The organism is Comamonas testosteroni, from assembly GCF_030505195.1.
In the GTDB taxonomy this organism is placed as follows: Bacteria; Pseudomonadota; Gammaproteobacteria; order Burkholderiales; family Burkholderiaceae_C; genus Comamonas; species Comamonas testosteroni_G.
Map to the genome: position 1 here is coordinate 2,073,471 of NZ_CP129672.1, position 25,689 is coordinate 2,099,159.

Annotated in this window: 20 protein-coding genes; 3 read left to right on the top strand and 17 right to left on the bottom strand. The window is 63.5% G+C overall.

Going from position 1 to position 25,689, the window contains the following annotated elements:
• Positions 1-5: 5 nt before the first annotated feature.
• The 6 genes from QYQ99_RS09460 to QYQ99_RS09485 all read right to left on the bottom strand — a co-directional run bounded on the left by QYQ99_RS09460 (position 6) and on the right by QYQ99_RS09485 (position 11,542).
• Complete coding sequence (locus QYQ99_RS09460) at positions 6-767, bottom strand: hypothetical protein (protein ID WP_302092402.1); 762 nt, start codon at positions 765-767, stop codon at positions 6-8.
• A 15-nt stretch (positions 768-782) separates the two neighbouring features.
• Positions 783-6,719 carry an excinuclease ABC subunit UvrA gene (gene uvrA / locus QYQ99_RS09465; protein ID WP_302092403.1) on the bottom strand — a complete coding sequence of 1,979 codons (5,937 nt, stop codon included), beginning with the start codon at positions 6,717-6,719 and terminating at the stop codon, positions 783-785.
• Between the two features lie 115 nt (positions 6,720-6,834).
• Positions 6,835-8,055, bottom strand: a complete 1,221-nt coding sequence (locus QYQ99_RS09470; protein WP_302089465.1) for an ISL3 family transposase — start codon at positions 8,053-8,055, stop codon at positions 6,835-6,837.
• Between the two features lie 137 nt (positions 8,056-8,192).
• Entirely contained in the window at positions 8,193-8,330 is a 138-nt protein-coding gene (locus QYQ99_RS09475) for a hypothetical protein (protein ID WP_196354110.1), read from the bottom strand.
• Positions 8,331-8,550: 220 nt separating this feature from the next.
• Complete coding sequence (locus QYQ99_RS09480; RefSeq protein WP_302092404.1) at positions 8,551-9,600, bottom strand: porin; 1,050 nt, start codon at positions 9,598-9,600, stop codon at positions 8,551-8,553.
• A 259-nt stretch (positions 9,601-9,859) separates the two neighbouring features.
• Complete coding sequence (locus QYQ99_RS09485; RefSeq protein WP_302092405.1) at positions 9,860-11,542, bottom strand: MFS transporter; 1,683 nt, start codon at positions 11,540-11,542, stop codon at positions 9,860-9,862.
• A 292-nt stretch (positions 11,543-11,834) separates the two neighbouring features.
• On the opposite strand from QYQ99_RS09485, the gene QYQ99_RS09490 reads away from it, so the two are divergent.
• Together QYQ99_RS09490 and QYQ99_RS09495 are read left to right on the top strand one after the other, a co-directional pair.
• Complete coding sequence (locus QYQ99_RS09490; RefSeq protein ID WP_302092406.1) at positions 11,835-12,143, top strand: DUF485 domain-containing protein; 309 nt, start codon at positions 11,835-11,837, stop codon at positions 12,141-12,143.
• Complete coding sequence (locus QYQ99_RS09495; protein WP_302092407.1) at positions 12,140-13,873, top strand: cation acetate symporter; 1,734 nt, start codon at positions 12,140-12,142, stop codon at positions 13,871-13,873. Before QYQ99_RS09490 ends, QYQ99_RS09495 begins: the two co-directional genes overlap by 4 nt.
• Before the next feature lie 92 nt (positions 13,874-13,965).
• Here QYQ99_RS09495 and QYQ99_RS09500 read toward each other — a convergent pair whose 3' ends face one another.
• Positions 13,966-14,886: a LysR family transcriptional regulator gene (locus QYQ99_RS09500; protein WP_302092408.1), complete on the bottom strand. Its 921-nt coding sequence runs from the start codon at positions 14,884-14,886 to the stop codon at positions 13,966-13,968.
• Positions 14,887-15,241: 355 nt separating this feature from the next.
• Here QYQ99_RS09500 and QYQ99_RS09505 point away from each other — a divergent pair, with 355 nt between their 5' ends.
• A complete protein-coding gene (locus QYQ99_RS09505) occupies positions 15,242-16,360 on the top strand; it encodes an NADH:flavin oxidoreductase/NADH oxidase (protein WP_302092409.1) in 1,119 nt (372 codons plus the stop codon).
• Positions 16,361-16,679: 319 nt separating this feature from the next.
• Here the strand turns inward: QYQ99_RS09505 and QYQ99_RS09510 are convergent, their stop codons facing one another.
• The 10 genes from QYQ99_RS09510 to QYQ99_RS09555 form a co-directional block, all read right to left on the bottom strand.
• The gene (locus tag QYQ99_RS09510) at positions 16,680-17,453 is read right to left on the bottom strand and encodes an SDR family oxidoreductase (protein ID WP_302092410.1); all 774 of its coding nucleotides are present in this window, start codon (positions 17,451-17,453) and stop codon (positions 16,680-16,682) included.
• A gap of 158 nt (positions 17,454-17,611) precedes the next feature.
• Positions 17,612-18,247, bottom strand: coding sequence for a 2-hydroxychromene-2-carboxylate isomerase (locus QYQ99_RS09515; RefSeq protein WP_302092411.1), 636 nt, complete (start codon positions 18,245-18,247; stop codon positions 17,612-17,614).
• 22 nt (positions 18,248-18,269) lie between these two features.
• On the bottom strand, positions 18,270-18,569 hold the full coding sequence (locus QYQ99_RS09520) for a DUF1289 domain-containing protein (protein ID WP_302092412.1): 300 nt from the start codon (positions 18,567-18,569) through the stop codon (positions 18,270-18,272).
• Complete coding sequence (locus tag QYQ99_RS09525; RefSeq protein WP_302092413.1) at positions 18,566-19,063, bottom strand: YbaK/EbsC family protein; 498 nt, start codon at positions 19,061-19,063, stop codon at positions 18,566-18,568. Before QYQ99_RS09525 ends, QYQ99_RS09520 begins: the two co-directional genes overlap by 4 nt.
• Positions 19,064-19,103: 40 nt before the next feature.
• Positions 19,104-20,168, bottom strand: a complete 1,065-nt coding sequence (locus tag QYQ99_RS09530) for a hypothetical protein (RefSeq protein ID WP_302092414.1) — start codon at positions 20,166-20,168, stop codon at positions 19,104-19,106.
• Positions 20,169-20,180: 12 nt separating this feature from the next.
• Positions 20,181-20,735, bottom strand: a complete 555-nt coding sequence (locus QYQ99_RS09535) for a DUF2799 domain-containing protein (protein WP_302092415.1) — start codon at positions 20,733-20,735, stop codon at positions 20,181-20,183.
• Positions 20,736-20,810: 75 nt separating this feature from the next.
• A complete protein-coding gene (locus QYQ99_RS09540) occupies positions 20,811-21,719 on the bottom strand; it encodes a hydroxymethylglutaryl-CoA lyase (protein ID WP_302092416.1) in 909 nt (302 codons plus the stop codon).
• Positions 21,720-21,735: 16 nt separating this feature from the next.
• Complete coding sequence (locus tag QYQ99_RS09545; RefSeq protein WP_302092417.1) at positions 21,736-22,659, bottom strand: 2-hydroxyacid dehydrogenase; 924 nt, start codon at positions 22,657-22,659, stop codon at positions 21,736-21,738.
• Positions 22,660-22,837: 178 nt separating this feature from the next.
• Positions 22,838-24,874 (bottom strand): acetyl/propionyl/methylcrotonyl-CoA carboxylase subunit alpha, encoded by a 2,037-nt coding sequence (locus tag QYQ99_RS09550; RefSeq protein ID WP_302092418.1) that lies wholly within the window; start codon positions 24,872-24,874, stop codon positions 22,838-22,840.
• Positions 24,875-24,932: 58 nt separating this feature from the next.
• Positions 24,933-25,685: a DUF4126 domain-containing protein gene (locus tag QYQ99_RS09555; RefSeq protein WP_302092419.1), complete on the bottom strand. Its 753-nt coding sequence runs from the start codon at positions 25,683-25,685 to the stop codon at positions 24,933-24,935.
• Between the last annotated feature and the right edge of the window lie 4 nt (positions 25,686-25,689).

A 25,689-nucleotide genomic window follows, 5' to 3' on the forward strand; every position in this document is an offset into this window, starting at 1 on the left:
GCGCGCTACAAGCTCCGTTCACGCACTTCCACGCGAGCGCCCAGACCCTCGAAATGCTGCACCAGGCGGTCCTTTTGCAAGGCGCTGACGCTATCGTCCAGCAGCGTCAGCGGCAGCCGGGTCTTGAGTTTCAGCAGCTCCTGCGCAGACAGCATCGTGAAGATTTTCCTGAGCGCCAGCATGACCCTGGCCGGATCGGGCCCCAGCTCCAGCAGGCGCACGGTGTAGAAGATGATGGAAGAGTGCGTTTCACGCGGCACCAGAGGCGCTTTGGCTGCCTTGGGCTGCAGGTGCGCCATCAACTCCTCGAGCGAGGCGAACAATGGCCTGGCCGCGCGGTGCGGCTCGTCATGCCACTTCCACAGCACAGGCACTTCGGGCCGGCTCATGTCACCGATCAGCGGGTCGCCATCCAGGCCATGGGTCAGCACCAGCCAGTGCGGGCTCCAGCCATCCGCCACCGCACCGTCGATCCAGCGCAGATCACCGGGCGTGCTGGCCTTGAGGTCCAGACCAAAGCGATACTCACCAGTCTGGGACCACAGCCCGGCCGTATCGGTGGCACGCTGCATCGCGAGCCAGTTGCCCGCGCCTTCACGCCATGCAGGAAGCTGCAACCACGGCAGCGCATCCTGCCAGCCACGCGCCCACGTCATCCAGGCCTGCACCGCCGGCGGCAGCGGTGGGCGCTCGATCTGCGCCATCCACGCGACACGCGAGGCTGCCAGCTCAGCCGGTGCAGGAAAGCTGCTGCGCGAGAAGGACATGGTGCGCGCCGCCTCTTACCGCGCCAGCACCGGCGCCAGCGCCTTGCCGGTATGGGTGCCGATTCTGACCAGCTCCTCGGGAGTTCCCGTGGCCACGATGCGCCCGCCTTCCTTGCCGCCTTCGGGGCCCAGATCGATGATCCAGTCCGCCTCGGCAATCACGTCGAGGTCATGCTCGATGACCACCACGCTGTGGCCGCCGTCGACAAGGCGGTGCAGCACATGGATGAGCTTGTCCACATCGGCCATGTGCAGGCCCACGGTGGGTTCGTCCAGCACATACAGCGTGTGCGGGGCCTTCTGTCCGCGGCGGCCGATATCATCGCGCACCTTGGTCAGCTCGGTCACCAGCTTGATGCGCTGGGCCTCGCCGCCCGACAGCGTGGGCGACGGCTGACCCAGGGTGAGATAGCCCAGACCCACGTCCTTGAGCAACTGCAGCGGATGGGCAATCGAGGGCATGGAGGCGAAGAACTCCACGGCCTCGTCGACCTCCATCTTCAGCACATCGCCAATGCTCTTGCCGCGCCAGCTCACGGCCAGGGTTTCGGGGTTGAAGCGCGCACCGTGGCAGACCTCGCAAGGCACTTTCACATCGGGCAGAAAGCTCATCTCGATGGTGCGCACGCCCTGGCCTTCGCAGGCCGGGCAGCGGCCTTCGCCGGTGTTGAACGAGAAGCGACCGGCCGCATAGCCCCGGGCCTTGGCCTCCAGGGTCTCGGCAAACAGCTTGCGAATCGTGTCCCAGAAGCCGATATAGGTCGCGGGGCAGGAGCGCGGGGTCTTTCCGATCGGCGTCTGGTCGACTTCGAGCACGCGATCGATGGTCTCGAAGCCCTTGATCCCTTTGCAGCCCACGAGCGCCGGCGACTTGCCGGCATCCATGGCATCGCGCCCGGCCTTGGTCGAGCGCTGCTGCACCCAGGCCGCCACATTGCTCAGCAGCACATCGCGCGCCAGCGTGGACTTGCCCGAGCCGGAAACGCCGGTTACGGCCACCAGCCGCTTGAGCGGAACCCGGGCCTCCACATTCTGCAGATTGTGCAGGTTCGCGCCCAGCACCGTCAGCCAGTGCAATGCGTCGCTCTCTTGCTGTAGTGCAATTTCAGTAGCAGCTACCGCTTTCTTTTTCTTGGTTTTTGATGGCTTCTTATCTGAAACCTCTATATCACGGGCGCTATCAGCTTCTGTATTGATAGCATTCGGTTGCACCGGTGGCTCGCCCTCTCCCACCCACAGACGCGGCTTGAAAGGGTGGCGCATGGCGTGCAGCAGATAGCGCCCGGTGACCGAATCCTCGGCCGCCATGATGTCGGCCACCGTGCCCTCGGCCACCAGACGGCCGCCGCGAATGCCGGCGCTGGGGCCGATATCGATCACATGATCGGCGCGGCGAATCGTGTCTTCGTCGTGCTCCACCACCACCAGCGTGTTGCCCTTGTCACCGAGCTTGTGCAGGGCATTGAGCAGGATCTGGTTGTCGCGCGCATGCAGGCCGATGGTGGGCTCGTCCAGCACATAGCAGACGCCCTGCAGATTGCTGCCCAGCTGCGCGGCCAGGCGGATGCGCTGGGCCTCGCCCCCGCTCAGGGTGGGGGCGCCGCGGTCCAGCGTCAGATAGTTCAGACCGACTTCTTCCAGGAATTCGAGACGGCTCTGGATCTCGGGAATCAGATCGCGCGCAATATCGGCTTCGCGGCCCGTAAGCTCCAGACTCTGTATCCAGTGGCGCACATCACTGACTGACAACTGGGCAATATCGGTGATCGCCTCGTCGTGAAACTTCACGGCTCGCGCCACAGGGTTCAGACGTGTGCCGTGGCACTTGGGGCATTCCACCTCGGCCAGGTCCTCCACTTCCTGTCCCTCGAACTTCACCTCACGGCCCCGGTTGTCCTCGGCCAGCAAGGTGTCGTCATAGACCTTGCGCTGGTCCTTGCTCAGCTTCACGCCCGTGCCCACGCAATCGGGGCACCAGCCGTGCTTGCTGTTGTAGGAGAACAGACGCGGATCGAGCTCGGCATAGCTGGTGGCGCAGACCGGGCAGGCACGCTGGGTGGAGAACACCTGCAGCGCGCCGATGCCGGCCGTGCTCTGGCCGCCCTGCATGGCATCGGCCAGGTTCTCGATGCCGGACAGCACATGCAGCACGCCCTTGCCGATTTCCAGCGCCTGGCGCAGATGGCCGCGCAGCTCCTTCTCGTTGGCCGCGGTCACCGTCACGCTGGCCACGGGCAGCTCGATGGTGTGTTCCTTGAAGCGGTCTATGCGCGGGAAGCCCGTGGTCGGCAGAAACTCGCCGTCCACGCGCAGATGCGTGTAGCCCTTGGGTCTGGCCCAGTCGGCCAGCTCGGTATAGACGCCCTTGCGGTTGACGACCAGCGGGCTCAGCAGGCCTATGGTCTGGCCACGGAAGTTCGTCATCAGCTGCGCGGCAATGCTTTCCTCGGTCTGCGGCTGCACGATGGCATCGTCGTGGATGCAGTGCTGCACGCCCAGCTTCACATAGAGCAGGCGCAGAAAGTGCCAGACCTCGGTGGTCGTGCCCACCGTGGACTTGCGACCGCCGCGCGACAGGCGCTGCTCGATGGCCACCGTGGGCGGTATGCCATAGACCGCATCGACCTCGGGACGGCCCGCAGGCTGCACGATGGAGCGCGCATAGGCATTGAGCGATTCGAGATAGCGGCGCTGGCCTTCGTTGAACAGAATGTCGAAAGCCAGCGTGGACTTGCCCGAACCCGACACCCCGGTCACCACATTGAACTTGCCGCGCGGAACCTGAACGCTCAGGGACTTGAGGTTGTGCTCCTTGGCATTGACGATCTCGATCGCATTCTTGGTCTGCGGTGCCTTTTCGGCCTGGGCCTTGCGCTGGGGCTTGTAGAGCATGGGGGCGACTTCGCGCACCGCCTCGCCGCCCACGCCCATGGCCAGGTCGTATTCGCGCAGGGCCTGGGCCGTGTGCGATTCCTTCACATGGCGCACCTCCTCGGGCGTTCCCTCGGCCACGATCAGACCGCCGCCGTCACCACCTTCGGGGCCCAGATCGATCAGCCAGTCGCTGGCGCGAATCACGTCCAGATTGTGCTCGATGACGATCAGCGAGTGGCCGGCTTCCAGCAGCTTGCGCAATGCGCGCATGAGCTTGGCAATGTCCTCGAAATGCAGGCCGGTCGTGGGCTCGTCGAACAGGAACAACGTGCCTTTCTTGGCCAGCGACTGCTTGGACTTGCTTTGCGCGCGAGCCGCTTCCGCCAGGAAGCCTGCCAGTTTCAAGCGCTGCGCTTCGCCACCCGACAAGGTGGGAACGGGCTGGCCCAGCTTCACATATTCCAGGCCCACATCGACGATGGGCTGCAGCGCGCGGATCACGTCACGGTCCTGCGCAAACAGCAGCGCGGCCTCGGCCACCGTGAGCTCCAGCACATCGGCCACATTCAACGACTGGCCGTTGCGCTCGATTTTCACTTCCAGGATCTCGGGGCGATAGCGCGTGCCGTTGCAGTCGGGGCAGCGCAGATAGACGTCCGAGAGGAACTGCATCTCCACATGCTCGAAGCCCGAGCCGCCGCAGGTCGGGCAGCGGCCGTCGCCGCTGTTGAAGCTGAACTTGGCAGCCGTGTAGCCGCGCTGGCGTGACAGTGCAGCCACGGCGAACAGCTCGCGCAGCGCATCCCAGGCACCCACATAGCTGACCGGGTTGGAACGCGCCGTCTTGCCGATCGGCGACTGGTCCACAAACATCACATCGGCGAGATGATCCGCGCCCAGCAGGCGCTCGAACGCGCCCGCAGCATCGGTGGGCTTGCCGAAGTGACGCATCAGCGCAGGCACCAGCACATCCTGGATCAGCGTGGATTTTCCCGAGCCCGAAACGCCGGTGATGGTGACCAGGCGCTGCAGCGGAAAGTCCACGCTGATATCACGCAGATTGTGCTCGCGCGCGCCTTCGAGAATCAGGCGCGGCGTGCTCTCGGTCACCATGCGCTTGAGCCCGAAGCCCACCTGCTTGCGCCCGCCCAGATAGGCGCCGGTCAGGGTATCGGCCTTGCGCAGATCCTCGGGCGTGCCGTCGAACACGATCTGGCCGCCGCGCGCACCGGGGCCCGGCCCCATGTCGATCATGCGGTCGGCGGCAAACATCACGGCGGGGTCATGCTCCACCACCACCAGCGTATTGCCCGCATCGCGCAGGCGCTGCATGGCTTCGGTGATGCGCTCCATATCGCGCGGGTGCAGGCCGATCGAAGGCTCGTCGAGCACAAACAAGGTGTTGACCAGCGAGGTTCCCAGCGCCGTGGTCAGATTGATGCGCTGCACCTCGCCGCCGCTCAGCGTGCGGCTCTGGCGGTCCAGCGTGAGGTAGCCTATGCCCACATCGCACAGGTACTGCAGCCGCGTCATGACTTCTGCATGCAGCATCTTCAAGGCCTGGGCTTCGCCATCATTTCTAACGGCATCCTTGTCTGGCACCAGCTGCGCAAAGAAGTCGCGCAGGCGCGTGATCGGCAGACGCATCAAGTCATGCAGGCACAGGCCCGGCAGGCTGTCGAGCTGCTCGCGGCTCCAGCCCACCGCCTGCGGCATGAAGCGCTGGTATCGCCCGCCTTCGTCGCCGGGCGGCAGCACCGCATCCGCTGCCTGCTTGCCGCCAATGCGCCAGAGCAGGCTTTCGGTCTTGAGGCGGGCGCCACCGCAGCTCGGGCATTCGGTATAGCTGCGGTACTTGGACAGCAGCACCCGGATATGCATCTTGTAGGCCTTGCTTTCGAGGTACTCGAAAAAGCGGCGAATGCCATACCAGGTCTGGCTCCACTTGCCGTTCCAGTTGGGCGAGCCTTCGATCACCCAGTCCTTCTGCTCGCGGGTCAGCTTGGACCAGGCCGTATCGCGCGGAATGCCCTCGGCCTCGGAATGGCGCATCAGGTCGTCCTGAATCTCCTTCCAGGCAGGCGTCTGGATCGGCTTGATGACACCGGTGCGCAAGGTGAGTTTTTCGTTCGGAATCACCAGTCCCCAGTCGACCCCGATGACGCGACCGAAACCACGGCAGGCATCGCAGGCGCCCACCGCAGAGTTGAAGGAGAACAGCGAGGGAATCGGCTCCTGATACGTCAGATTGCTTTCGGGGCAGTGCAGACCCAGCGAGAACTTCCACAGCTCGGGCTCGGCCGCCTCTGCAGCGCTTTCAGGCAACACATAGACCGTGAGCCTGCCGCTGCCGCGCTTGAGGCCCACCTCGATCGCCTCCATGGCGCGGGAACGCTCGGCCTTGCCGAGGCGAAAGCGGTCGGCAATCACATCCAGCACCTTGATCTTCTCGGGGGCTGGCTTGGCTTTTTTCTTGCCCTTGGCGACCTCATCGGCGGCGGCGTGAGCGCGCTCCACTTCGCGCTCGGCCTGCACCTTGGTGAAGCCGCTGGCAGACAGCCATTGCTCCACCTCTTCGGCCGAGGTATTGGCCGGCAGCTCCACCGGGAAGGTGATGGCAATGCGCGGGTCGCCTGCAGCCTCGCAGCGCTGGGCCAGTTCGGCATAGATGCTGTCCGCCGTGTCGTGGCGCACCGGCAGGGCCGTCCTGCTGTCGAACAGCTGGGCCGCGCGCGCAAACAGCAGCTTGAGGTGATCGTTGATCTCCGTCATCGTGCCCACGGTGGAGCGCGAGTTGCGCACCGGGTTGGTCTGGTCGATGGCAATCGCGGGCGGCACACCCTCGACCTTGTCCACAGCCGGCTTGTCCATGCGATCGAGGAACTGGCGCGCATAGGCGGAGAAGGTCTCGACATAGCGGCGCTGACCTTCGGCGTACAGCGTGTCGAACACCAGACTGGACTTTCCCGAGCCGCTGGGGCCGGTGACTACGGTCAGCTCACCGGTACGGATATCGATGTCCAGATTGCGAAGATTGTGCTGGCGAGCACCACGGATACGGATCAGGCCCTGCGTCATGTTCTGCGGTCTTTTCTATGGAGGCCAAACATTCTAGGCAGTCCTGGCAAGAGCCTGGGTTGCACATGTGCATTCCGGCTGTGCAGCAGCATTGAAAAGTGCAATAAAAAAAGGTTCATCGCGCATTACCGGGGAATGCTGCCCGAATCTTCAGAAAGAAGTAGTCCTGATCGCGGTAGCCATAGGCCCGGCGCTTGATGACCTTGATGGTGTTGTTGATGCCCTCCACAACACTTGTGTTCAACGGATGCCTGCATCGGGCGATGATCCCGTGCAGGTAGCTTTGCAAGCGCTGAGCGAAGGTGCTCAGTGCGGCAATGCCGCTTTGATGGGCTTGATCACACCAGTGCCGCCAGGCGCGATGCGCCCAAGTCGCACGACGGTAGAACCACAACTGTTTGAGCTCGTCGCGCAAGACGTATACCGTCATCAATGGTTGATTGGCCGCCAGCAGTTCCTTGAGTTGCACTGCTTGTTGAGGCTGCAGCTTGTTGCGATTGCGCAGCAGCAACCAGCGGCTGGATTTGAGCACCTTACGTGCTGAGGGCTGTTGGCGCAGCAAGTTGGCCTGATCGACACGCACTCGGTCGATGACCTCCCGGCCGTACTTGGCCACGACATGGAACAGGTCATAGACGATCTCGGCGTTAGGGCAGTGGGCCTTAATCTCCAGCTCGTAAGCCGTAGTCATGTCGATAGCAACTGCGCGAATGCGCTGGGCAACGCCAGCGGGCAACTGCTCGAAGAACTGGCGGGCCGTCTCGCGTGAGCGCCCTTGCCCCACCCACAGCACCTGCCGGCTGATGGGGTCGACGACGACTGTGGCGTAGCGATGGCCCTTGTGCAGCGCAAACTCGTCCATCGCCAGGTACTCGATCTGATCCCATTGCGGCTGCGCAGTGTTGGCCAGCAGCAAGGCTTTGTCGATGGACTTGACGGTGTGCCAGCCCAGATCGAAGAAGGCCGCTACCGCCTTGATGCTGCTGCTGCGAAGCAACTGGCTGCACGCCTGCGCCAGACGGTCTGTGACGCGCTGGTAGCGACCGAGCCAGCTGAGTTTCTCCAGGTGCGGGCCACCACAGCTATCGCACCACAGACGCCGACGCGGCACATGTAGCACCACTCTGTACTCGAACAATGCCAGATCGCGCACGCGCCGTGTCGTGGTCTCATGGACTTGGCTGCACTGCGCACCGCAGCGCTCGCAATGCATGACGCTGGCCTGCGGCTTCAGATAAATCGACACGGTGCGGCTATCGCCCTGGGGCCACTGCACACGTTCAACCACGTAGCCCTCCCAGCCGCCAAGAGCCTGCAATAACTTCGAGTCCAGCATTTGATTTGTTCTCCGATGTCAGTGTCGTTGCCATCAGATTACAAAACGAACGGGCTTATCTCCACGAAATTCCTCGATGAACCTAAAAAAAGCCCCGACCGATGGGGCTTTGATCCTTTGATCGCTTGCGGCAGTCTTTATTTGGACTCCGCCGGTGCATGAATCGCTTCGGCACCATGCTTTTCTCCACTCATATCCACCTTGTCACCGGCCTTCATGATGACAAACAGCGCCACGGCGGCAAACACCACAAAACCAATCGCCAGCTTCCACATATCAGTCTCCAGAGTGTTATGAACAAGCAGCCGGTGCAGCCGCTCGTGCCACGCCAGTCAGCACGACCATTGAGCCTGAGCGAGTTTGCGCGTGGCTTACTGCCAGACAGGCTGCACATAAGAAAAAACCCCATGCCTTGCGACATGGGGTGTGAACTTGGAGTAATGGTCTGCATTATCAGCTGCAGCTGCTGGAGACACCGCTTGCGCGGTGCACAAATTAGAAGTTGTGACGGATACCCACAGCAAAGGAGCTGAAGTCCTTGCCTGCGCCACCACTTGCACGCAGAGAGGAGATAGTGCTACCGCCATTGAGATAGCTGATGCCGTTACTGTTGTTGATACGTGTGTAGTAGGTATAGACCTTGGTGCGCTTGCTCAGGTTGTAGTTGTAGCCAAGCGTCCATTGTGTTGCCGCAGAATCAGCAATATTGCTCCACTTGTTGGCATGACCCACGTTGGCATGGAATTCCGAAGCGCCCATGGTGTACATGGCCGACAGACGGAAGTTGTTGCGCGAACCAGCGCCGGTGCCGCTGATCTGGTTGTCGTCCTTGTTACGCTGGTAGTAGGCACCCAGAGTCACTTGACCGAATGTGTACAGGCCGCGCAGGGCAGCTTGCCAGTTGTCGCCCACCTTGCTGAAGCCGGCGCCCAGGTGCAGGGGTCCGGTGGCGTAGTTGGCGGCCAGATCGTAGCCATTCTTGCGAGGACCGACCGAGGGATCCTTCTCGTGCATCGACACGGAGGCATCCACTGTCAGGCCGCCCATGTTGGGGGTGCGATAGCCGACCTTGTTCTTGGTGCTCAGACCGCCGAACCAGACGGGATCGTAGTACAGCGCATCCGAAGATGGGCCGGTGTCGTGGTTGTGCATGCTGATGTAGTCAGCAGTTGCGTAGTAGGACTCGGGAACGAAGTTGCCCAGACGGACCATACCGAAGCCGCCAGAAAGGTTCACCTCGCTTTGACGACCAAAAGTCAGGCCGGAACCAGTTCCGTGAGTCCAGGGAGTGCCTGCGCCGTCATCCGAATTGAAGCCGGACTCCAACGTGAAGCCAGCCTTCAGGCCGCCACCCAGATCTTCCGTTCCACGGATACCGAAGCGCGAAGCATTGTTGACCATGCCCGTAGCGGAGGTGTCGCCCAGCTTCTGGTGCTCAATCGAAGTGTTCACGCGGCCGTACAGCGTCACGCTGCTCTGTGCCATTGCGGTGGTTGCGCCCATCACAGCCAGTGCGGCCAGTGCGATGCGAGTCATCTTGGTCATTCAATGCTCCTATGTCCTGGGATAGTGTTTTTTGCACCGCATTGGCTTGTAGGTTGTTGGCCCTCTCGCGGCTAGGTGTGATTCTAGGTTGGCCCCTCTCGAAAGCATGATTTCCATCGCAAAAAAGTAACGCAATGATGCTTTGTTGCCACACTGCTGTAACCCACTAGTGCTGCGGCAAACAAAAAAGATCTGCAAAGCACAAACCTTGCAGATCTTCGATGCGATGCTGCATAAATTGCAGCATCAGCGCTTGGCATCAGTCTTCGGCGTAGATGTCGCGATCCTTGGTTTCGGGCACGAACAGCGTGCCGATCACGGCCGTCACACCGGCGATGATGATGGGGTACCAGAGGCCGTTGTACATATTGCCGGTCTGCGCCACGATGGCGAAGGACATGGTGGGCAGCAGACCGCCAAACCAGCCGTTGCCGATGTGATAGGGCAGGCTCATCGAGGTGTAGCGGATACGTGTCGGGAACAGCTCCACCAGCATGGCCGCGATGGGGCCGTAGACCATGGTCACCAGCAGCACCAGATAGGTCAGGATCACGACCATCATGACCTTGTTCATCTTGGCGGGGTCGGCCTTGGTGGGATAGCCATCCTTGGCCAGTTCGGCGGCCACCGTCTTCTTGAACGCACCGTCCTTGGCCTTGGCGTCTTCAGGGCTCAGACCCTTGAGCGAGAACGAGGGAATCTCGGTCGCGCCGATACGGATCATGGCCTGCGTGCCTGCAGCAGCATCTTCGGTTTCATAGCTCACGGAACCCGCAGCCAGCACCTGCTTGGCCACGTCGCAGGAACTGGTGAACTTGGTCGTACCTGTGGGGTTGAACTGGAAGGAGCACTCCGCAGGATCGGCCACGACGACCACCTTGTTCTTGGCTTGAGCCGCAGCCAGGTCGGGGTTGGCGGCTTCGGTCAGCGCCTTGAAGACCGGGAAGTAGGTCAACACGGCCAGAATGCAGCCCAGCATGATGATGGGCTTGCGGCCGATCCTGTCGGACAGCGTGCCGAAGATCACAAAGAAAGGCGTGCCGATCAGCAGTGCGGCGGCAATCATCAGATTGGCCGTCACGGCATCGACCTTGAGCTGCTGCGTCAGAAAGAACAGCGCATAGAACTGGCCGGTATACCAGACCACCGCCTGGCCTGCCGTCAGGCCGACCAGCGCCAGAATCACGATCTTGAGGTTCTTCCACTGACCGAACGATTCAGTCAGAGGCGCCTTGGACACTTTGCCTTCGGCCTTCATCTTCTGGAAGGCAGGAGACTCGGACAGCGTCATGCGGATCCAGACCGAGATGGCCAGCAGCAAAATGGAGACTAGGAATGGAATGCGCCAGCCCCAGTCGGCGAACTTCTCTTCGCCCATCGTGGTACGCACGCCCAGAATCACCAGCAGCGACAGGAACAGACCCAGCGTCGCCGTGGTCTGGATCCACGAGGTGTAAGCACCGCGCTTGCCATGCGGCGCATGCTCTGCCACATAGGTGGCAGCGCCGCCGTACTCACCGCCCAGGGCCAGACCTTGCAGCATGCGCAGCGCGATCAGGATGACGGGGGCGGCCACGCCAATGCTGGCGTAGTTGGGCAGGATGCCGACGATGAAGGTGGACAGGCCCATGATCAGAATCGTCACCAGGAAGGTGTACTTGCGCCCGATCATGTCGCCCAGACGGCCGAACACCAGCGCGCCGAAAGGGCGCACGATGAAGCCTGCCGCAAAGGCCAGCAACGCGAAGATGAAGGCCGATCCTGCATCCAGACCGCTGAAGAACTGCTTGGCGATGATGGCCGCCAGAGATCCGTACAGATAGAAGTCATACCACTCGAAAACGGTTCCGAGTGAAGACGCAAAGATGACTTTGCGCTCTTCCGGGCTCATCGGCCTTGGGGCCGATTTACCTCCCATATGTGCTGTCGCATTGATGGCCATGTTTGTCTCCTAGGTTTTGGAATTTCAGGCGCTGCCAACTCACCTGTTTGTCCAATATCAAAGCGACAACTGACCGCTAACTTACAAAAAAAAGCTTCTCAAAAATTCAAGACTGGGCATTACCCGACCCTCTCCGCACTTACCCGGATTCGTTTTTTTTTGATGTGAAAAACCAGGGGCAAACACCGATATCGTAAGTAAGGAGGCGGTCAGACGGGCTTCTCAGAATGCATTGCAGGCAAGCCACCGTGCACCGGATGGCAGGCTGGAAAACTTCAAAGGAGACAACGCTGTGCGAGACCCGGTGATAGAGACAATCCAAAACAACCCCGCCTACCAGCAACTGCGCCGCAAGCGCAACCGCCTGGGCCTGGCGCTGACCGTTCTGATGCTGGTCGTGTACTACGGCTATGTCGCGCTGATCGCGTTCGACAAGGAGTTCCTGGCCCGGCCCATCGGTGCCGGAGTGACCACGCTGGGCATTCCCATCGGCATGGGCGTCATCATTTTTTCCGTGATCATTACCGGCCTGTATGTGCGCCGCGCCAACAACGAGTTTGATCAGCTCACCCGCGACATTCTCAAAGGCATCAAGCAATGAAGCAGCGCATCTTTTCCCAATGGCTGGCGGGCGCTGCGGCGCTGGCCGTGACAGCTCCTGTGCTGGCCGCCGGCGGTGACGTCGGCAACGCCGCCAAGCAGGCCACCAACTGGACGGCCATCATCATGTTCACCGCCTTTGTGCTGGCCACCCTGTGGATCACCAAATGGGCGGCGGGCCGCACCAAGTCGGCCTCCGACTTCTATACCGCAGGCGGCGGCATCACCGGCTTTCAGAACGGTCTGGCGATTGCGGGCGACTATATGTCCGCCGCCTCCTTCCTCGGCATCTCGGCCTCCGTCATGGCCAGCGGCTATGACGGCCTGATCTACTCCATCGGCTTTCTGGTCGGCTGGCCCCTGCTCACCTTTTTGCTAGCAGAGCGCCTGCGCAATCTGGGCCGCTTCACCTTTGCCGATGTGGCCGGCTACCGCTTTGCGCAGACGCCGTTCCGCATCTTTGCCTCCTGCGGCACGCTGGTCGTGGTGGCCTTCTATCTGATTGCCCAGATGGTCGGTGCCGGTCAGCTCATCAAGCTGCTGTTCGGGCTGGACTACTGGATCGCCGTGGTGATGGTTGGCGGCCTGATGATGATCTACGTGCTGTTCGGCGGCATGACGGCCACCACCTGGGTGCAGATCATCAAGGCCTGCCTGCTGCTGGCCGGCGTGACCTTCATGGGCTTCATGGTGCTGGCCAAGTATGGCTTCAGCCCCGAGGCACTGTTTGCCGAAGGCGTGAAGGTGCGTACCCAGATCGCGGCCAATGGCGGTGCCGAGGCCTCTGTGGCCGAGAAGCTCGGCCTGGCCATCATGGGACCGGGCGGCTTCATCAAGGACCCGATCTCCGCCATCAGCTTCGGCATGGCGCTGATGTTCGGCACGCTGGGCCTGCCCCACATCCTGATGCGCTTCTTCACCGTGCCTGACGCCAAGGAAGCACGCAAGAGCGTGTTCTGGGCCACGACCTGGATCGGCTACTTCTATGTGCTGATCTTCATCATCGGTTTCGGCGCCATCACCCTGGTGCTCACCAACCCCGAAATGGCAGACACGGCCAAGGGCGTGATCCACGGCGGCGCAGGCACGGCCAATATGGCGGCCGTGCTGGTGGCCAAGACCGTGGGCGGCGATGTGTTCTACGGCTTTATCTCGGCCGTGGCCTTTGCCACGATTCTCGCCGTGGTCGCAGGCCTGACCCTGTCCGGCGCCTCGGCCGTCTCGCACGACCTCTACGCCACCGTCATCAAGAAGGGCAAGGCCGACAGCGCCTCCGAACTCAAGGTCTCGCGCATCACCACGCTGTGCCTGGGCTTTGTGGCCGTGCTGCTGGGCATTGTGTTCGAGAAGCAGAACATCGCCTTCATGGTCTCGCTGGCCTTTGCGGTGGCGGCTTCCGCCAACTTCCCGCCGCTGCTGCTGTCGGTGCTGTGGAAGAACTGCACCACCAAGGGCGCCGTGATCGGCGGCTTCATGGGCCTGTTCTCCTCCGTGGGCCTGACCATCGTCTCGCCCTCGGTGTGGGAAGCGACTCTGGGCCATCCCGCCGGCTCGGCCTGGTTCCCCTACGCCTCGCCTGCGCTGTTCTCCATGGCCATCGGCTTCTTCGGCGTGTGGCTGTTCTCCGTGCTCGACAAGAGCGCGCAGGCTGCCAAGGAGCGCGCCGTGTTCCCTGCGCAGCAAGTGCGTTCGGAAACCGGTCTGGGTGCCGCAGGCGCATCCGGCCACTGATGATGTGAATGGCCCGGCGCCATGCCGGGCCCGGGCAGAAATCTGCCCTCACCTCGGCCCGCAGAGACCGCTACGGTTTTTGCGGGCCGCGCTCATTCCACGTCCAGCCCGCCGCCCTGCGCCAGCTCGAACAGCAGCTCGCGCGCCCATTGGTGTCCGGCAGAGCGATGGGTACGTGCATGCCAGGCAGCCGTCTTGGTGAAACCCGGAATCTCCAGCGGCGGCTCCAGCACCAAAAGCCCCGAGTCGGGCTGGACCAGACGCCGCGGCACGACGGCAATCAGATCGCTGCTGCGCAGGATTTCGGGCAGCACCAGAAAGCTGGTCACGGACAGCGCCACACGCCGCTTGCGCCCCAGGCGCTCCAGCGCCTCGTCCGTCACACCATGGAAACTGCCTCCGTCATAGGACACCAGCGCATGGTCCAGAGCGCAGAAGCGCTCCAGCGACAGGCCACGCCGGCGCACATCGGGATGGCCCTGGCGCATCACGCAGACATAGCGTTCGTCGAACAGCCGGCGCGCATGCAGATCGGGGGCCGTGCGCTCCGGCGTGACCAGCGCCAGATCGATATCGCCGCGCTCCAGCCGCTCGTGCAGCGGCAGATGCTGGGCCGGCACCACGGCCACACACAGACCGGGCGCGCGCTGACGCAACACGGCCAGAAACGGCAGCACCACCGCCTGCAGCGCGTAATCCGTGGCGGCAATGCGCAGCGTCATATGTGCCGTAGCCGGATCAAAGGCCTGGGGGCGCAGCAGCGCTTCGGCATTGCACAGCAATTCCTTGAGCGGCCCTGCCAGTGCCAGCGCGCGCAGCGTGGGGGCGATGCCGCGCTGCGTGCGCACGAACAGCGGGTCGTCGAAGCTCTCGCGCAGTCGCGTCAGCATGCCGCTGACCGCCGGCTGGGTCAGCGCCAGACGCTCTGCAGCGCGCGTCACGCTGCGCTCGTCCAGCAGTGCATCCAGGGCCTTGAGCAGATTCAGATCCAGACTCTTGATATCAGTCGGCATGATTTCACAAATCAGAAATATCGATTGGATTTATTTCACCACAGACCCCATCATTTCCCCATTCCCTTCGACAGAAGCCCTGCATGCACCGCATTCACTGGCCCGCCGACTACATGCCGGGCACCGCCGAACACTTCGTCTCCAGCGAGCTCATTTCCCAGGGCTTGTATTCACCGCTTTCCGAGCCTCGCTGTCCTTGATTTTTTGATAGCTGCCAGCACCTTCATTCATTGATTTTCAGATGCCTTTAATGCTGAAAACCAGCAATGAAGAGCGCTAGGCGCTATCAAACCTTTGGCTTCCTGCTCTGCCGCAGGACTGCCGACTCATTCCATTCGCACCACCGATACTCCGCATGTCTGCACTCTTTACCCCATTCACCCTCAAAAGCCTGACCCTGCGCAACCGCATCGCCATTCCGCCGATGTGCCAGTACAGCGCCGTGGACGGACTCACCAATGACTGGCACCAGGTTCACTACGCCTCCATGGCGCGCGGCGGCGCGGGGCTGGTGATTGTCGAAGCCACGGGCGTGTCGCCCGAGGGCCGCATCTCGCCCGATTGCACCGGCCTGTGGAACGACGCCCAGATCGAAGGCATGTCGCGCATTGCCGCCGGCATCAAGGCCGCAGGCGCCGTGCCCGGCATCCAGATCGGCCACGCCGGGCGCAAGGCCAGCGCCAACAACCCCTGGGGGGGCGACGACCATATTGCCGAAGGCGATGCCCGCGGCTGGCAGCCGATTGCGCCATCGGCCATCGCCTTTGGCGGCGGTCTGCCGCGCGTGCCCCGCGCCATGACACTGGAGGACATCGCCCGCGTGCAGGGCGACTTTGTCGCGGCAGCCCGCCGCGCCCTTGCAGCCGGCTTCGAATGGCTGGAGCTGCACTTTGCCCACGGCTATCTGGCGCAGAGCTTTTTCTCGGCCCACAGCAACCAGCGCGACGACGCCTATGGCGGCAGCTTCAGCAACCGCGCCCGCTTTCTGCTGGAGACCGTGGCCAAGGTGCGCGAGGTCTGGCCCGAGCATCTGCCGCTGACGGCGCGTTTCGGCGTCATCGAGTACGACGGCCGCGATGAGGAAACGCTGGAGGAGTCCATCGCCGTCACGCGCCAGATGCGCGAGCGCGGCCTGGATCTGCTCAATGTCAGCGTCAACTTCGTGATTCCCGATGTGAAGATCCCCTGGGGCACGCCCGCCTTCCTGGCTCCCATTGCCCAGCGCGTGAGCCGCAGTGCCGGCCTGCCCGTGGCATCGAGCTGGGGCATGGATGATCCGCAGATTGCCGAGCGCATCGTGGCCGAGCGCCAGGTCGATCTGGTCATGATCGGCCGCGCCCATCTGGCCAATCCGCACTACACCTACCAACTGGCACAAAGCCTGGGCGTGGCCCGCCCCGACTGGACCCTGCCCGCACCCTATGCCCACTGGCTGGAACGCTATCGCGGCGCCGCCAAGCAGGCCGCAGCCTGAGTGGGCCGTCGCCCCTCAACGCGCCAATGATCTCGATCGCAACGTGCCCCGGCCGCCTGCGCGACCGCGCCAGGTAGCGCAGCCAGGGTTTTCACCGGCAGGCCCGGCCTCACGAGCAGCACTGTGGAGCCGGACTCCTCCGTGCCCTGAGGCCAGGGAACCGGCCCCCGAAAGGATTCATTTCTGTCGGAAGGATGGTTCAAAAACAATAGCTGCCACCGCTTACTTAAATTGAAACTCAAATACTTTTGTATCTGAGTTTCTTATCCATCAAGCGCTAACAGCTATCGTTTTATGCGTTAAATGCGCTCGGGCGAGCTCAGCGCGCCCAGGCGCAGCCGCCGTCCACGACCAGGGTGGAGCCCACCACATAGTCGCCGGCGCGCGAGGCCAGGAAGATGGCCGCGCCGGCCATATCCTCGGGTTCGCCGATGCGGCCCAGGGGCACGCGCCCTGCGGCCTCCTCAGCATGGTCGCGCGCGTTCTTGTTCATCTCCGAGGCGAAGGGGCCCGGCGCGATGGCGCTGACCACGATGCGCTCGGGCGCCAGGCGCAGGGCCATGCGCTTGGTCAGGTGGATCAGGCCGGCCTTGCTGGCCGCGTAGGAGTAGGTCTCCCAGGCGTTGACCGAGACGCCGTCGATGGAGGCGATGTTGATGACCTTGGCCAGCTGCTCGCCTGCGGCCGACTTGCGCAGCATGGGCGTGAGCGCCTGGGTCAGGAAGAAGGGGGACTTCATGTTCAGGTCCACGACCTTGTCCCAGCCGCTTTCGGGAAATTCGTCATAGGGCGCGCCCCAGGCCGCGCCCGCGTTGTTGACGAGGATGTCCAGCTGGCCTTCGTGCGCCGCATAGGCATCGACCAGCGACTTCACGCCGTCCATGGTGGACACGTCGGCGGGCAGCGAAACGCAGTGGCCCAGCTGCGACAGCTCGCGCGCCGTCTGCTCGCAGGCCTCGGCCTTGCGCGCCGAGATGTACACGCGCGCGCCCTGGCGCACAAAGCCTTCGGCGATCATGCGGCCGATACCGCGCGAACCACTGGTGACAAGAGCCGTGCGGCCCTTGAGCGAAAACATCTGCTGGGTATCCATGGTGCGGTCTCCTTGATGGTGTTCAAACCGCACCAGCTTATGCAAGGCCCGCCACGCCCGGCGTCGCCTAGGCGCCATGGCCGATGCCAGGCAGAAAGCACCGTCCTGCGCCTCGATCCCGGCTCAGGCCCCATACCTGCCGCCCCATACCTGCCGCCCTACTCCAGCCCCCAGGCTACGCCGGCTGCGGCCTCCCACTGCTGCGCAAACCACTCGTCGCCGCGCAGATAGGCCTGCAGCATGGGCAGGCCGTCCAGGCCCCAGAATACATGGCCGTCCACGACCCAGGCCGGCACGCCGAATACGCCGGCCTGCTGCGCCTGCTCCGTATTGCTGCGCAGCCATTGCTTGACCTCGGCACCGTCCTCCTCATGGCGCAGCTGCTCCTTCAGCTGCTCGCGCAGCACCTGCAGGCGCTGAGCGTCATTGGCCTCATGGCCGCCCTGCCAGACATGCTGCATCACCGCCTGCGCCACAAAGCGGTTGATGCTGCCTTCACGTCCATGGGCCAGCGCCAGCCGCAGCAGCGGCAACGGCTTGAACGGGTGCCGGGCCGGCATCTGCAGCGGTATGCCCAGCGACCGGCCAAGCCATGTGACATGGCGGTAGGTCCAGGCGCGCTTGGCAGGAATACCGGCCGGCCCGGGGTTGGCATTGCCTTGCAGCAAGGCCCCCAGCAGCACCGGGCGGTAATCCACGTGATAGCTGAGCCCTTGCAGCGCCTTGGGCATCTGCTCCAGCGCCAGCCATGCATAAGGCGACACAAAGTCCAGATAACAGGTGATGTGCTTCATGTCGGCTCTCCTCAAAGGGTGATCAGATCTCGGCCTGGCGCGGGTCCTTGAGGCCTGCGCGCTGCAGCAGCTGGCTCCAGATCTGCAGACGCAGCTCGGCATCGCCCTTGGACCAGGCGCGAATCTCGTCAATGGTTCTGAAGCAGCCCTGGCAATGGCTGCGGTCCTGCGTCATGCGGCAGACGTTGATGCAGGGCGAAGCCACGGGCTGGTCGGCCTCGGCCCAGACCAGGGCCACCTCGGCCTTGGCGGCCAGTTGCGTCAGCTGCTGGGCCTGCTGGGCTTGCAGGGCCTGCTGTTCCTGAAGAAGTTCGGTACTCATGCCTGCTCCACCACGTCCGACCAGGGGGCGGCCGTCAGCGCCTGCAGCTGCGCGGGCGATGCGGGAAACACACCGTGCGGATGGCCTGCTGCGGCCCACACGGTCTCGAAGCGCTGCAGCTCGGCATCCATCAAGGTCACGACCTTGGTGGCATGCGCCACGGGGCTGACGCCGCCAATCGAAAAGCCGGTGCTGGACTTGACGAATTCGGCATCGGCGCGGCCGACCTTGCCCACCAGCTGCGTCACTTTCGTTTCATCGACCCGCTTGTCGCCCGAGGTCACGACCAGAACGGCCGCGCCATCGCTCCTGCGCTTGAAGATGATGCTCTTGGCCACCTGCCCGACCAGAATACTGAGCTGATCGGCGGCCTCCTGTGCAGTGCGGGCCGCGCCATCCAGCATCTGCGGCGCATGCGGATGACCGGCATCCTGCAAAAAGCGGCTGACGCGCTGCACGCCTTCCGGCAGCGCATGAAGTTCTGATCCACACATACAAACTCTCGAAGAAAGAGCGCCCACCGCGCCCCGTGCATCAAGTGTACTGAGTGATGAAGGCGCTGCACGCGCAAGGCGTACAGGCAAAGCCGTAAAGCATGCCGCCGCTGCCCCAGTAATGAGCGTCTGCACCATCAGCCTGCGGAATCTGAGAATCCAGCTGCAGCACAAAGCGCATGCTCTGGCCGCAGCAGGTGCACAGCGGCTGCCAGGGCGATTGAATCCACGCAGGCTCGCCCCCCACGCGGTACAGATTCTCGCGGCCGTTGGACTGGCCCCAATCCTGGCGCTGCCAGCGTGCGGGCGTTTCTGCCAGTGCCACCTCGGTAGCGCGCAAAGGCCCGTACTCCCAGTCCGGCTCCTGCAGCTGACCATCTGCGGCCGCGTTCAGGCAATGCGCCTGGCCTGCTTCGTCGTGGCGGTAATGCAGCTCGCCCACGCCGCTTTCCATGCAGGACAGGCATAGCTGCAGATGCACGGTTGGGTCAGCAGGCTGATCGCTGCCAAACACCTTGCTGGCCGGCAAGCTGATCAGGTGCTGCAGCAGCTCGCCGCAATGCTGGCAGTTGCCTGCGCCCACGCCGCCAAAGCGATAGCGCTCAGGGCCGTGCAGCAGATTCCAGCTGGGGTGCCAGTGCCGGGGAATCCAGGCAATTGCGTGATCCAGATAGCGCGCAGGGAATATCAAATGCATAGCTGCTTGCGCACTCTGCACCTGCGCTTCAGTCTCAAATGGCTCGACATCGCAGTCCAGTTCTGCAAGGGGCGCTATCAAAGGCTTGATGAGTTCGGGCTGTTGATAGCTGGCGGCTTCCAGCACCGTGCGCTCTGCCTCGCTCACGCTGCCGCGCGCCTGGGCCGATTGCAGGGCTGCGGCCACCAGCGCCGGCCAGTCGTCGTCGGCCAGCCAGGACAACGTGTCGTGCAGCGTCACATGCCAGCGCGTATTGCCCGCCAGCAGCGCCTGCGCCAGTTGCTTGACCTCGGCCGCTGGCGCCTGCTGCAGCCAGGGCATGAGCGCGCGCGAGATCGACTCCAGCTGCACGGCCTTGACGGATTCGTCCACATCCAGTGCCGCAATGAAATCTGCTGCTGTCTGCATCTGCGGCTGCGCTTACTTGGGCGGCATCTGCGCGAGCTTGAAGCGCAGTTGCAGCAACTCGAGATTCAGATCACGCAAGTCTTTCTCCACATAAGCAATATGACTGGAGCTGTTCTTGGCGCTGCGTGCTTCGCGCAGCTCTTTTTTCTTCATGTCGATGCGTTGCTGCAGCTGGGCCATTTCTTCCTGCATTTCCAGCCGCTCGCGCACCGGGCCATAGCCCTGCAAAAAGGCAGACTCCACCTGCGCCGGGCAGTAGCCATACTGGTATTTGCGGCCCGTCTCGGCAAAAGCCTTGCCGCTTTCAGCCGTGCAAAAACCCCGCAGTCCCTGCTGCCAGCCCTGCTGATAGGCCCGCACATCCATCTGCACGCCGTTGTCCTTGCAGGTACGGAAATGGCGCTTGGCCCGGGTGGTGATGTCCTGCTTGCCGTCCATGGCGTCCAGCTGCCCCAGATAGGCCCAGTCCGTGTCCTTGCACTCCTGGGCATCCATGCCGGCGCAGCCGCCCAGCAGGGCAACTGCCGCCAGACACAGGGCCCGCGAAAAATGTGATCTTGCTTGCATGGCGGCGATGGTAACAACGCCCATGCCTGCCCGGGCCGCTCGGGCCGGTTGGGCCGGGCTTGGCCGGGCCGGGCCTCAACCCGCGCGCTTGGTCAGCAAGGCCTTGGCCACGCGCGACTGCGTGGGGCGGCCCAGATGCTCGCTGATGAACTGGCCCGCATCGATCAGCTTGTCGAGGTCGATGCCGGTCTCTATGCCCATGCCCTGCAGCAGATAGACCACGTCTTCGGTGGCCACATTGCCCGTGGCGCCCTTGGCATAGGGACAGCCGCCAAGGCCAGCGACCGAGGACTGGAAGTTCCAGACCCCCAGATCCAGCGCCGCCAGCGTGTTGCTCAGGGCCTGGCCGTAGGTATCGTGGAAATGGCCGGACACCTGGTCGAGATCGAAGTGTGCCAGCGTGGCCTCCAGCGCCTTTTGCACCTTGACGGGCGTGCCCATGCCGATGGTGTCGGCCACGTCCACGCGCTGCACGCCGATGCCCTTCATCAGCCCGGCCAGATAGCCCACCTTCTCGGGCGCGATCTCGCCCTCGTAGGGGCAGCCCACGGTGCAGCTCATGGCGCCGCGCACGGCAATGCCGGCCTCAAGAGCCGCCTGTACCACGGGCGCAAAGCGCTCGATGCTCTCGGCAATCGAGCAGTTGATATTGCGCTGGCTGAAGGCCTCGCTGGCCGCACCGAACACCACGATCTCGTCGGGCTTTCCGGCCAGCGCGGCTTCGAAGCCCTTGAGATTCGGTGTGAGCACCGAATACCGCACCCCGGCTCTGCGCACGATGCCAGCCATGACTTGTGCGTTGTCCGCCATCTGCGGCACCCATTTGGGCGACACATAGCTGGTGACCTCGATCTCCTGGAGGCCTGCGTCCTGCAGGCGCTGCACCAGCTCGATCTTGACGGCGGCAGGCACAGGCTGCTTTTCGTTCTGCAGGCCGTCGCGCGGGCCCACATCGATGATCTTGACGCGTGCGGGGTATTTCATTCTTGTCTCCTTGCTATCAATAGCCCTTGCCAAGGTCGACTCGACCTGTGACGGGCTCGCCCCGGCTCATGGCGGCGACCTTGCCCACAATCTGGGCAATGCTGTCCGCCGCCAGCGTGCGGGCCGAGGTATGGGGGGTGAGGATGATTCTGGACTGCTCCCAGAACGGATGATTCTCGGGCAGCGGCTCCTCGCGGAACACGTCCAGCATGGCGCCGCTGACATGGCCGGACTCGATCTGCGCAATCAGGTCGGCATCGACCACATGGCCGCCGCGCCCCACGTTGATCACATAGGAGCCGGGCTGCAGCAGCGCCAGCGTGCGGGCGTTGATGATGTCGCGGGTCTCGTCGTGCAGGGGCAGCAGGTTGACCAGAATGCGCGTCTCGGACAGAAAGCGGTCCAGGCTGTCCATGCCGCTGAAGCATTCAACGCCCTGCAGCTCGCGCGGCGAGCGGCTCCAGCCATTGACCTTGAAATCGAACACCGTCAGCGCCCTGGCCACGCGCTCGCCCATCTTGCCCAGGCCCATCACGCCCACGGGATAGTCCACACGCCTGGGGTTGCGCTGGTGCTGCCACAGGCCCTGCGCCATATCGGCCTCGTACCGATCGAGGCCGCGAAAGAATCGGATCACGGCCTGGGCCACATACTCGGCCATCTGCACGGCCATGCCCGCATCTTCGAGACGGTAGACGGGCAACTCCGCAGGGATAGTCAGCGGCAGCAGCGCATCCACGCCCGCGCCGATGTTGAACATGGCCTTGAGGCCAGCCGCCTGCTCGTCGAGGAACTGCTGGGGCGGCGCCCAGACCAGCGCATAGTCGGCCTGGGGCGCGCCCGGCTCCCAGATGGCAATCTCCGCACCCGGCAGCGCGTCATGCAAACCTTTGAGCCAGGGTTCCGGCCGCGTATCGTCACAGCAAAATAAGACTTTCATGGGTGCCAAGCCTAACGCCTTGCCGTGCCTGCTGCAGACGCGGATGACCAACGGACCGCTATCAAAAAAGAAGCTTCTTGCGCTGTACCTGTCTTGATTTCATCATTGAAAGTGACTGAATTCATGGATGGTCCGGCGCAAGCCGCTCTTTTTGTTAAACAGTTCAACCCTGGCCAGATCAGGCGGCCACCTCGATGCGCAGCAGCTCCGCGCCTTCGCTGACCTGGTCGCCGGGCACATACAGCAGCTCCAGCACCACGCCATCGCCGGGGGCGGCAATCGTGTGCTCCATCTTCATGGCTTCCATCACCGCCAGCGGCTGGCCCTTGCTGACCTTGTCGCCGGCCTTGACGGTGAAGGACACCACCTTGCCCGGCATGGGCGCCGTCAGGCGGCCGCCTTCATGGCCGGTGTCGCCCGCATGGGCCAGCTGGTCGACCACGGTGATCTGGGTGCTGCCCGCCTCGGTGAAGATGGACAGCTGGTCGCCCTGGGCATGGACCACCACCACCGTGCGCTTGCCGTCCAGGCCCAGCTCCAGCCGCCCGTCGGCCAGTGCGCGCCACTGCAGCAGGGCATCGCTGCGGCTCTCGCCCTCGCCAATGCCGAGCTGATAGGTCTGCGCCGCCTGCGTGCCGCGGCCGTATGCCAGGCCGGCCGTGAAGTCCTCGCCGCGGTAGGCAAAGCCGAACGCACGCACATAGCGGCCAGACATGCGCCAGCCGTCGCGGCGGCTGAAGGGGTCTGCGCCCTGCGCTGCCTGCTCAACCTGCAGCTGCCAGGCCATGGCGGCGGCGACGGCCAGGTCGCGGCCCACGAAATCCTTGCCGAACAAGGCCTCGCGCTCGCGCTCGATCAGCGCGGTATCGAGCTGGGCGTTGGAGAAAGCCTGGCTCTTCACCACCTGGCGCAGAAACTGCACATTGGTCGTCAGGCCCACGATATGGGTCCGGGCCAGCGCCGCATCCAGACGCGCCAGCGCCTGGGCACGGTCGTCGCCATGGACGATCAGCTTGGCGATCATGGAGTCGTAGAAGGGGCTGATCGCATCGCCCTCGCGCACGCCGTCGTCCACGCGCACATCGCTGATCTCGAAGCTGCTGCATTCGGGCTTGCGATAGACGGCCAGATGGCCGGTAGCGGGCAGGAAGTTGTTCTCGGGGTTCTCGGCGCAGATGCGTGCCTCGATGGCATGCCCCTGGATACGGAGTTCCGACTGCGCCTTGGGCAAAGGCTGTCCCGAAGCCACCAGCAGCTGCCAGCGCACCAGATCCTCGCCCGTGATGGCTTCGGTCACGGGGTGCTCCACCTGCAGCCGGGTGTTCATTTCCATGAAGTAGAACTTCATGGCTTCGGGCTGGTCGTAGCCGCCGGGCTGCTCGACGATGAACTCCACCGTGCCCGCGCCGACATAGTTCACGGCCTTGGCGGCGGCCACGGCGGCCTCGCCCATCTTCTGGCGCAGCGCGGCAGTCATGCCAGGCGCCGGCGCTTCCTCGAGCACCTTCTGGTGGCGGCGCTGCACCGAGCAGTCGCGCTCGAACAGATAGACGCAGTTGCCCTGCGTGTCGCCAAACACCTGGATCTCGATATGGCGCGGGCGCAGCACGTATTTCTCGATCAAGACGGCATCGTTGCCGAAGCTGTTGATGGCCTCGCGCTTGCAGGACTCCAGCGAGGCCGCAAAGTCCTCGCTCTTTTCCACCAGACGCATGCCCTTGCCGCCGCCGCCCGCGCTGGCCTTGATGAGCACGGGATAGCCGATGCGATCGGCCTCCCGTTGCAGCAGCTCGGGGTTCTGGTCGTGACCGTGATAGCCGGGCACCAGCGGCACGCCGGCCTTTTCCATCAGCTGCTTGGACTCGGCCTTGAGACCCATGGCGCGAATCGCGCTGGCGGGCGGGCCGATGAAGACCAGGCCGGCCGCTGCGCAGGCATTGGCAAAGTCCTCGTTCTCGGAGAGAAAGCCATAGCCGGGGTGGATGGCTTCGGCACCCGTGGCCTTGGCAGCTTCCAGAATGCGCTCCCAGCGCAGGTAGCTGTCCTTGGGCGCGCTGCCGCCGATATGCACGGCCTCGTCGCAGGCCGCGACATGCTTGGCCCGGGCATCGGCATCCGAATACACCGCCACGGTCTTCACACCCATGCGACGGGCGGTGGCGGCTACGCGGCAGGCGATTTCACCTCTATTCGCAATCAGAATTTTCTTGAACATATCGTCTCCGGTTATCGGTCAAATCACCACTCAGCGCATATCCGTCAAACGCAAGCAGCTATGTTTTTTGCAATGGATCCTGCGCCTCACCACTGCCGCGCAGGCGTCGAATAATCGCCTTGAGAAAGCGCCAAAGCGCCCAGATCACCAGCCACATCGCTATCACCACAACCAGCAGCACGGCGGCAAACACCAGCGGATGGGTCAGCGCCAGCCAGAGGGCACCCAGCGATACCGTGTCTTCCGCCAGACTGGCTCCTACGTTGGAGAACGGTTCGGGCGAGGTGTTGATGAGGGCTCGCGTCGTGGTCTTGGCCGCCTGGCTGGTCGCGGCCAGCGTGCCGCCCATCAGCGCGGCAGCCATGGCCATGGTGGTGCTGTCGGCAGCAAAGACCGAGGCCGCCAGCGCCGCGCCGGCAGGAATGCGCAACACGCTCTGGAACAGGTCCCAGACCGAATCGACCACGGGAATCTTGTCGGCAAAGAACTCCACGAACAGCAGACCGCCGCTGATGACCAGCACCATCGGGTGCTGCAGCACATGCAGACCGCCGGGCAGCGGCATCAGACCACTGGCTCCCAGCAGGCCCACGGCGAACACCACGGCATAGAGGCGAAAGCCGCTGGCCCAGCCCAGGGCTGCCGCCAGCGCCAGCATGGACGCCATGTCCATCTGTCCCACGGCCTGCCCGGCCCTGGCAGCCACGTCTCCGACCTGGCCGGCAGCATCGCCCACGGCCCTGGCCGTATCGGGGTCGATATGCAGGCCGGTTCGGTGCAGCCAGTCGATGATGGTTTGCCAGATATCCATGGTG

Excerpts from the sequence above, each read along its gene's own strand:
- QYQ99_RS09480 (WP_302092404.1), bottom strand. The coding sequence starts at position 9,600 with ATGACCAAGATGACTCGCATCGCACTGGCCGCACTGGCTGTGATGGGC.
- QYQ99_RS09555 (WP_302092419.1), bottom strand. The coding sequence starts at position 25,685 with ATGGATATCTGGCAAACCATCATCGACTGGCTGCACCGAACCGGCCTG.
- QYQ99_RS09510 (WP_302092410.1), bottom strand. The coding sequence starts at position 17,453 with ATGGATACCCAGCAGATGTTTTCGCTCAAGGGCCGCACGGCTCTTGTC.
- QYQ99_RS09505 (WP_302092409.1), top strand. The coding sequence starts at position 15,242 with ATGTCTGCACTCTTTACCCCATTCACCCTCAAAAGCCTGACCCTGCGC.
- QYQ99_RS09500 (WP_302092408.1), bottom strand. The coding sequence starts at position 14,886 with ATGCCGACTGATATCAAGAGTCTGGATCTGAATCTGCTCAAGGCCCTG.
- QYQ99_RS09525 (WP_302092413.1), bottom strand. The coding sequence starts at position 19,063 with ATGTGTGGATCAGAACTTCATGCGCTGCCGGAAGGCGTGCAGCGCGTC.
- QYQ99_RS09540 (WP_302092416.1), bottom strand. The coding sequence starts at position 21,719 with ATGAAATACCCCGCACGCGTCAAGATCATCGATGTGGGCCCGCGCGAC.
- QYQ99_RS09545 (WP_302092417.1), bottom strand. The coding sequence starts at position 22,659 with ATGAAAGTCTTATTTTGCTGTGACGATACGCGGCCGGAACCCTGGCTC.
- QYQ99_RS09460 (WP_302092402.1), bottom strand. The coding sequence starts at position 767 with ATGTCCTTCTCGCGCAGCAGCTTTCCTGCACCGGCTGAGCTGGCAGCC.
- QYQ99_RS09530 (WP_302092414.1), bottom strand. The coding sequence starts at position 20,168 with ATGCAGACAGCAGCAGATTTCATTGCGGCACTGGATGTGGACGAATCC.
- QYQ99_RS09535 (WP_302092415.1), bottom strand. The coding sequence starts at position 20,735 with ATGCAAGCAAGATCACATTTTTCGCGGGCCCTGTGTCTGGCGGCAGTT.
- QYQ99_RS09470 (WP_302089465.1), bottom strand. The coding sequence starts at position 8,055 with ATGCTGGACTCGAAGTTATTGCAGGCTCTTGGCGGCTGGGAGGGCTAC.
- QYQ99_RS09520 (WP_302092412.1), bottom strand. The coding sequence starts at position 18,569 with ATGAGTACCGAACTTCTTCAGGAACAGCAGGCCCTGCAAGCCCAGCAG.
- QYQ99_RS09515 (WP_302092411.1), bottom strand. The coding sequence starts at position 18,247 with ATGAAGCACATCACCTGTTATCTGGACTTTGTGTCGCCTTATGCATGG.
- QYQ99_RS09495 (WP_302092407.1), top strand. The coding sequence starts at position 12,140 with ATGAAGCAGCGCATCTTTTCCCAATGGCTGGCGGGCGCTGCGGCGCTG.
- uvrA (WP_302092403.1), bottom strand. The coding sequence starts at position 6,719 with ATGACGCAGGGCCTGATCCGTATCCGTGGTGCTCGCCAGCACAATCTT.
- QYQ99_RS09475 (WP_196354110.1), bottom strand. The coding sequence starts at position 8,330 with ATGTGGAAGCTGGCGATTGGTTTTGTGGTGTTTGCCGCCGTGGCGCTG.
- QYQ99_RS09550 (WP_302092418.1), bottom strand. The coding sequence starts at position 24,874 with ATGTTCAAGAAAATTCTGATTGCGAATAGAGGTGAAATCGCCTGCCGC.
- QYQ99_RS09485 (WP_302092405.1), bottom strand. The coding sequence starts at position 11,542 with ATGGCCATCAATGCGACAGCACATATGGGAGGTAAATCGGCCCCAAGG.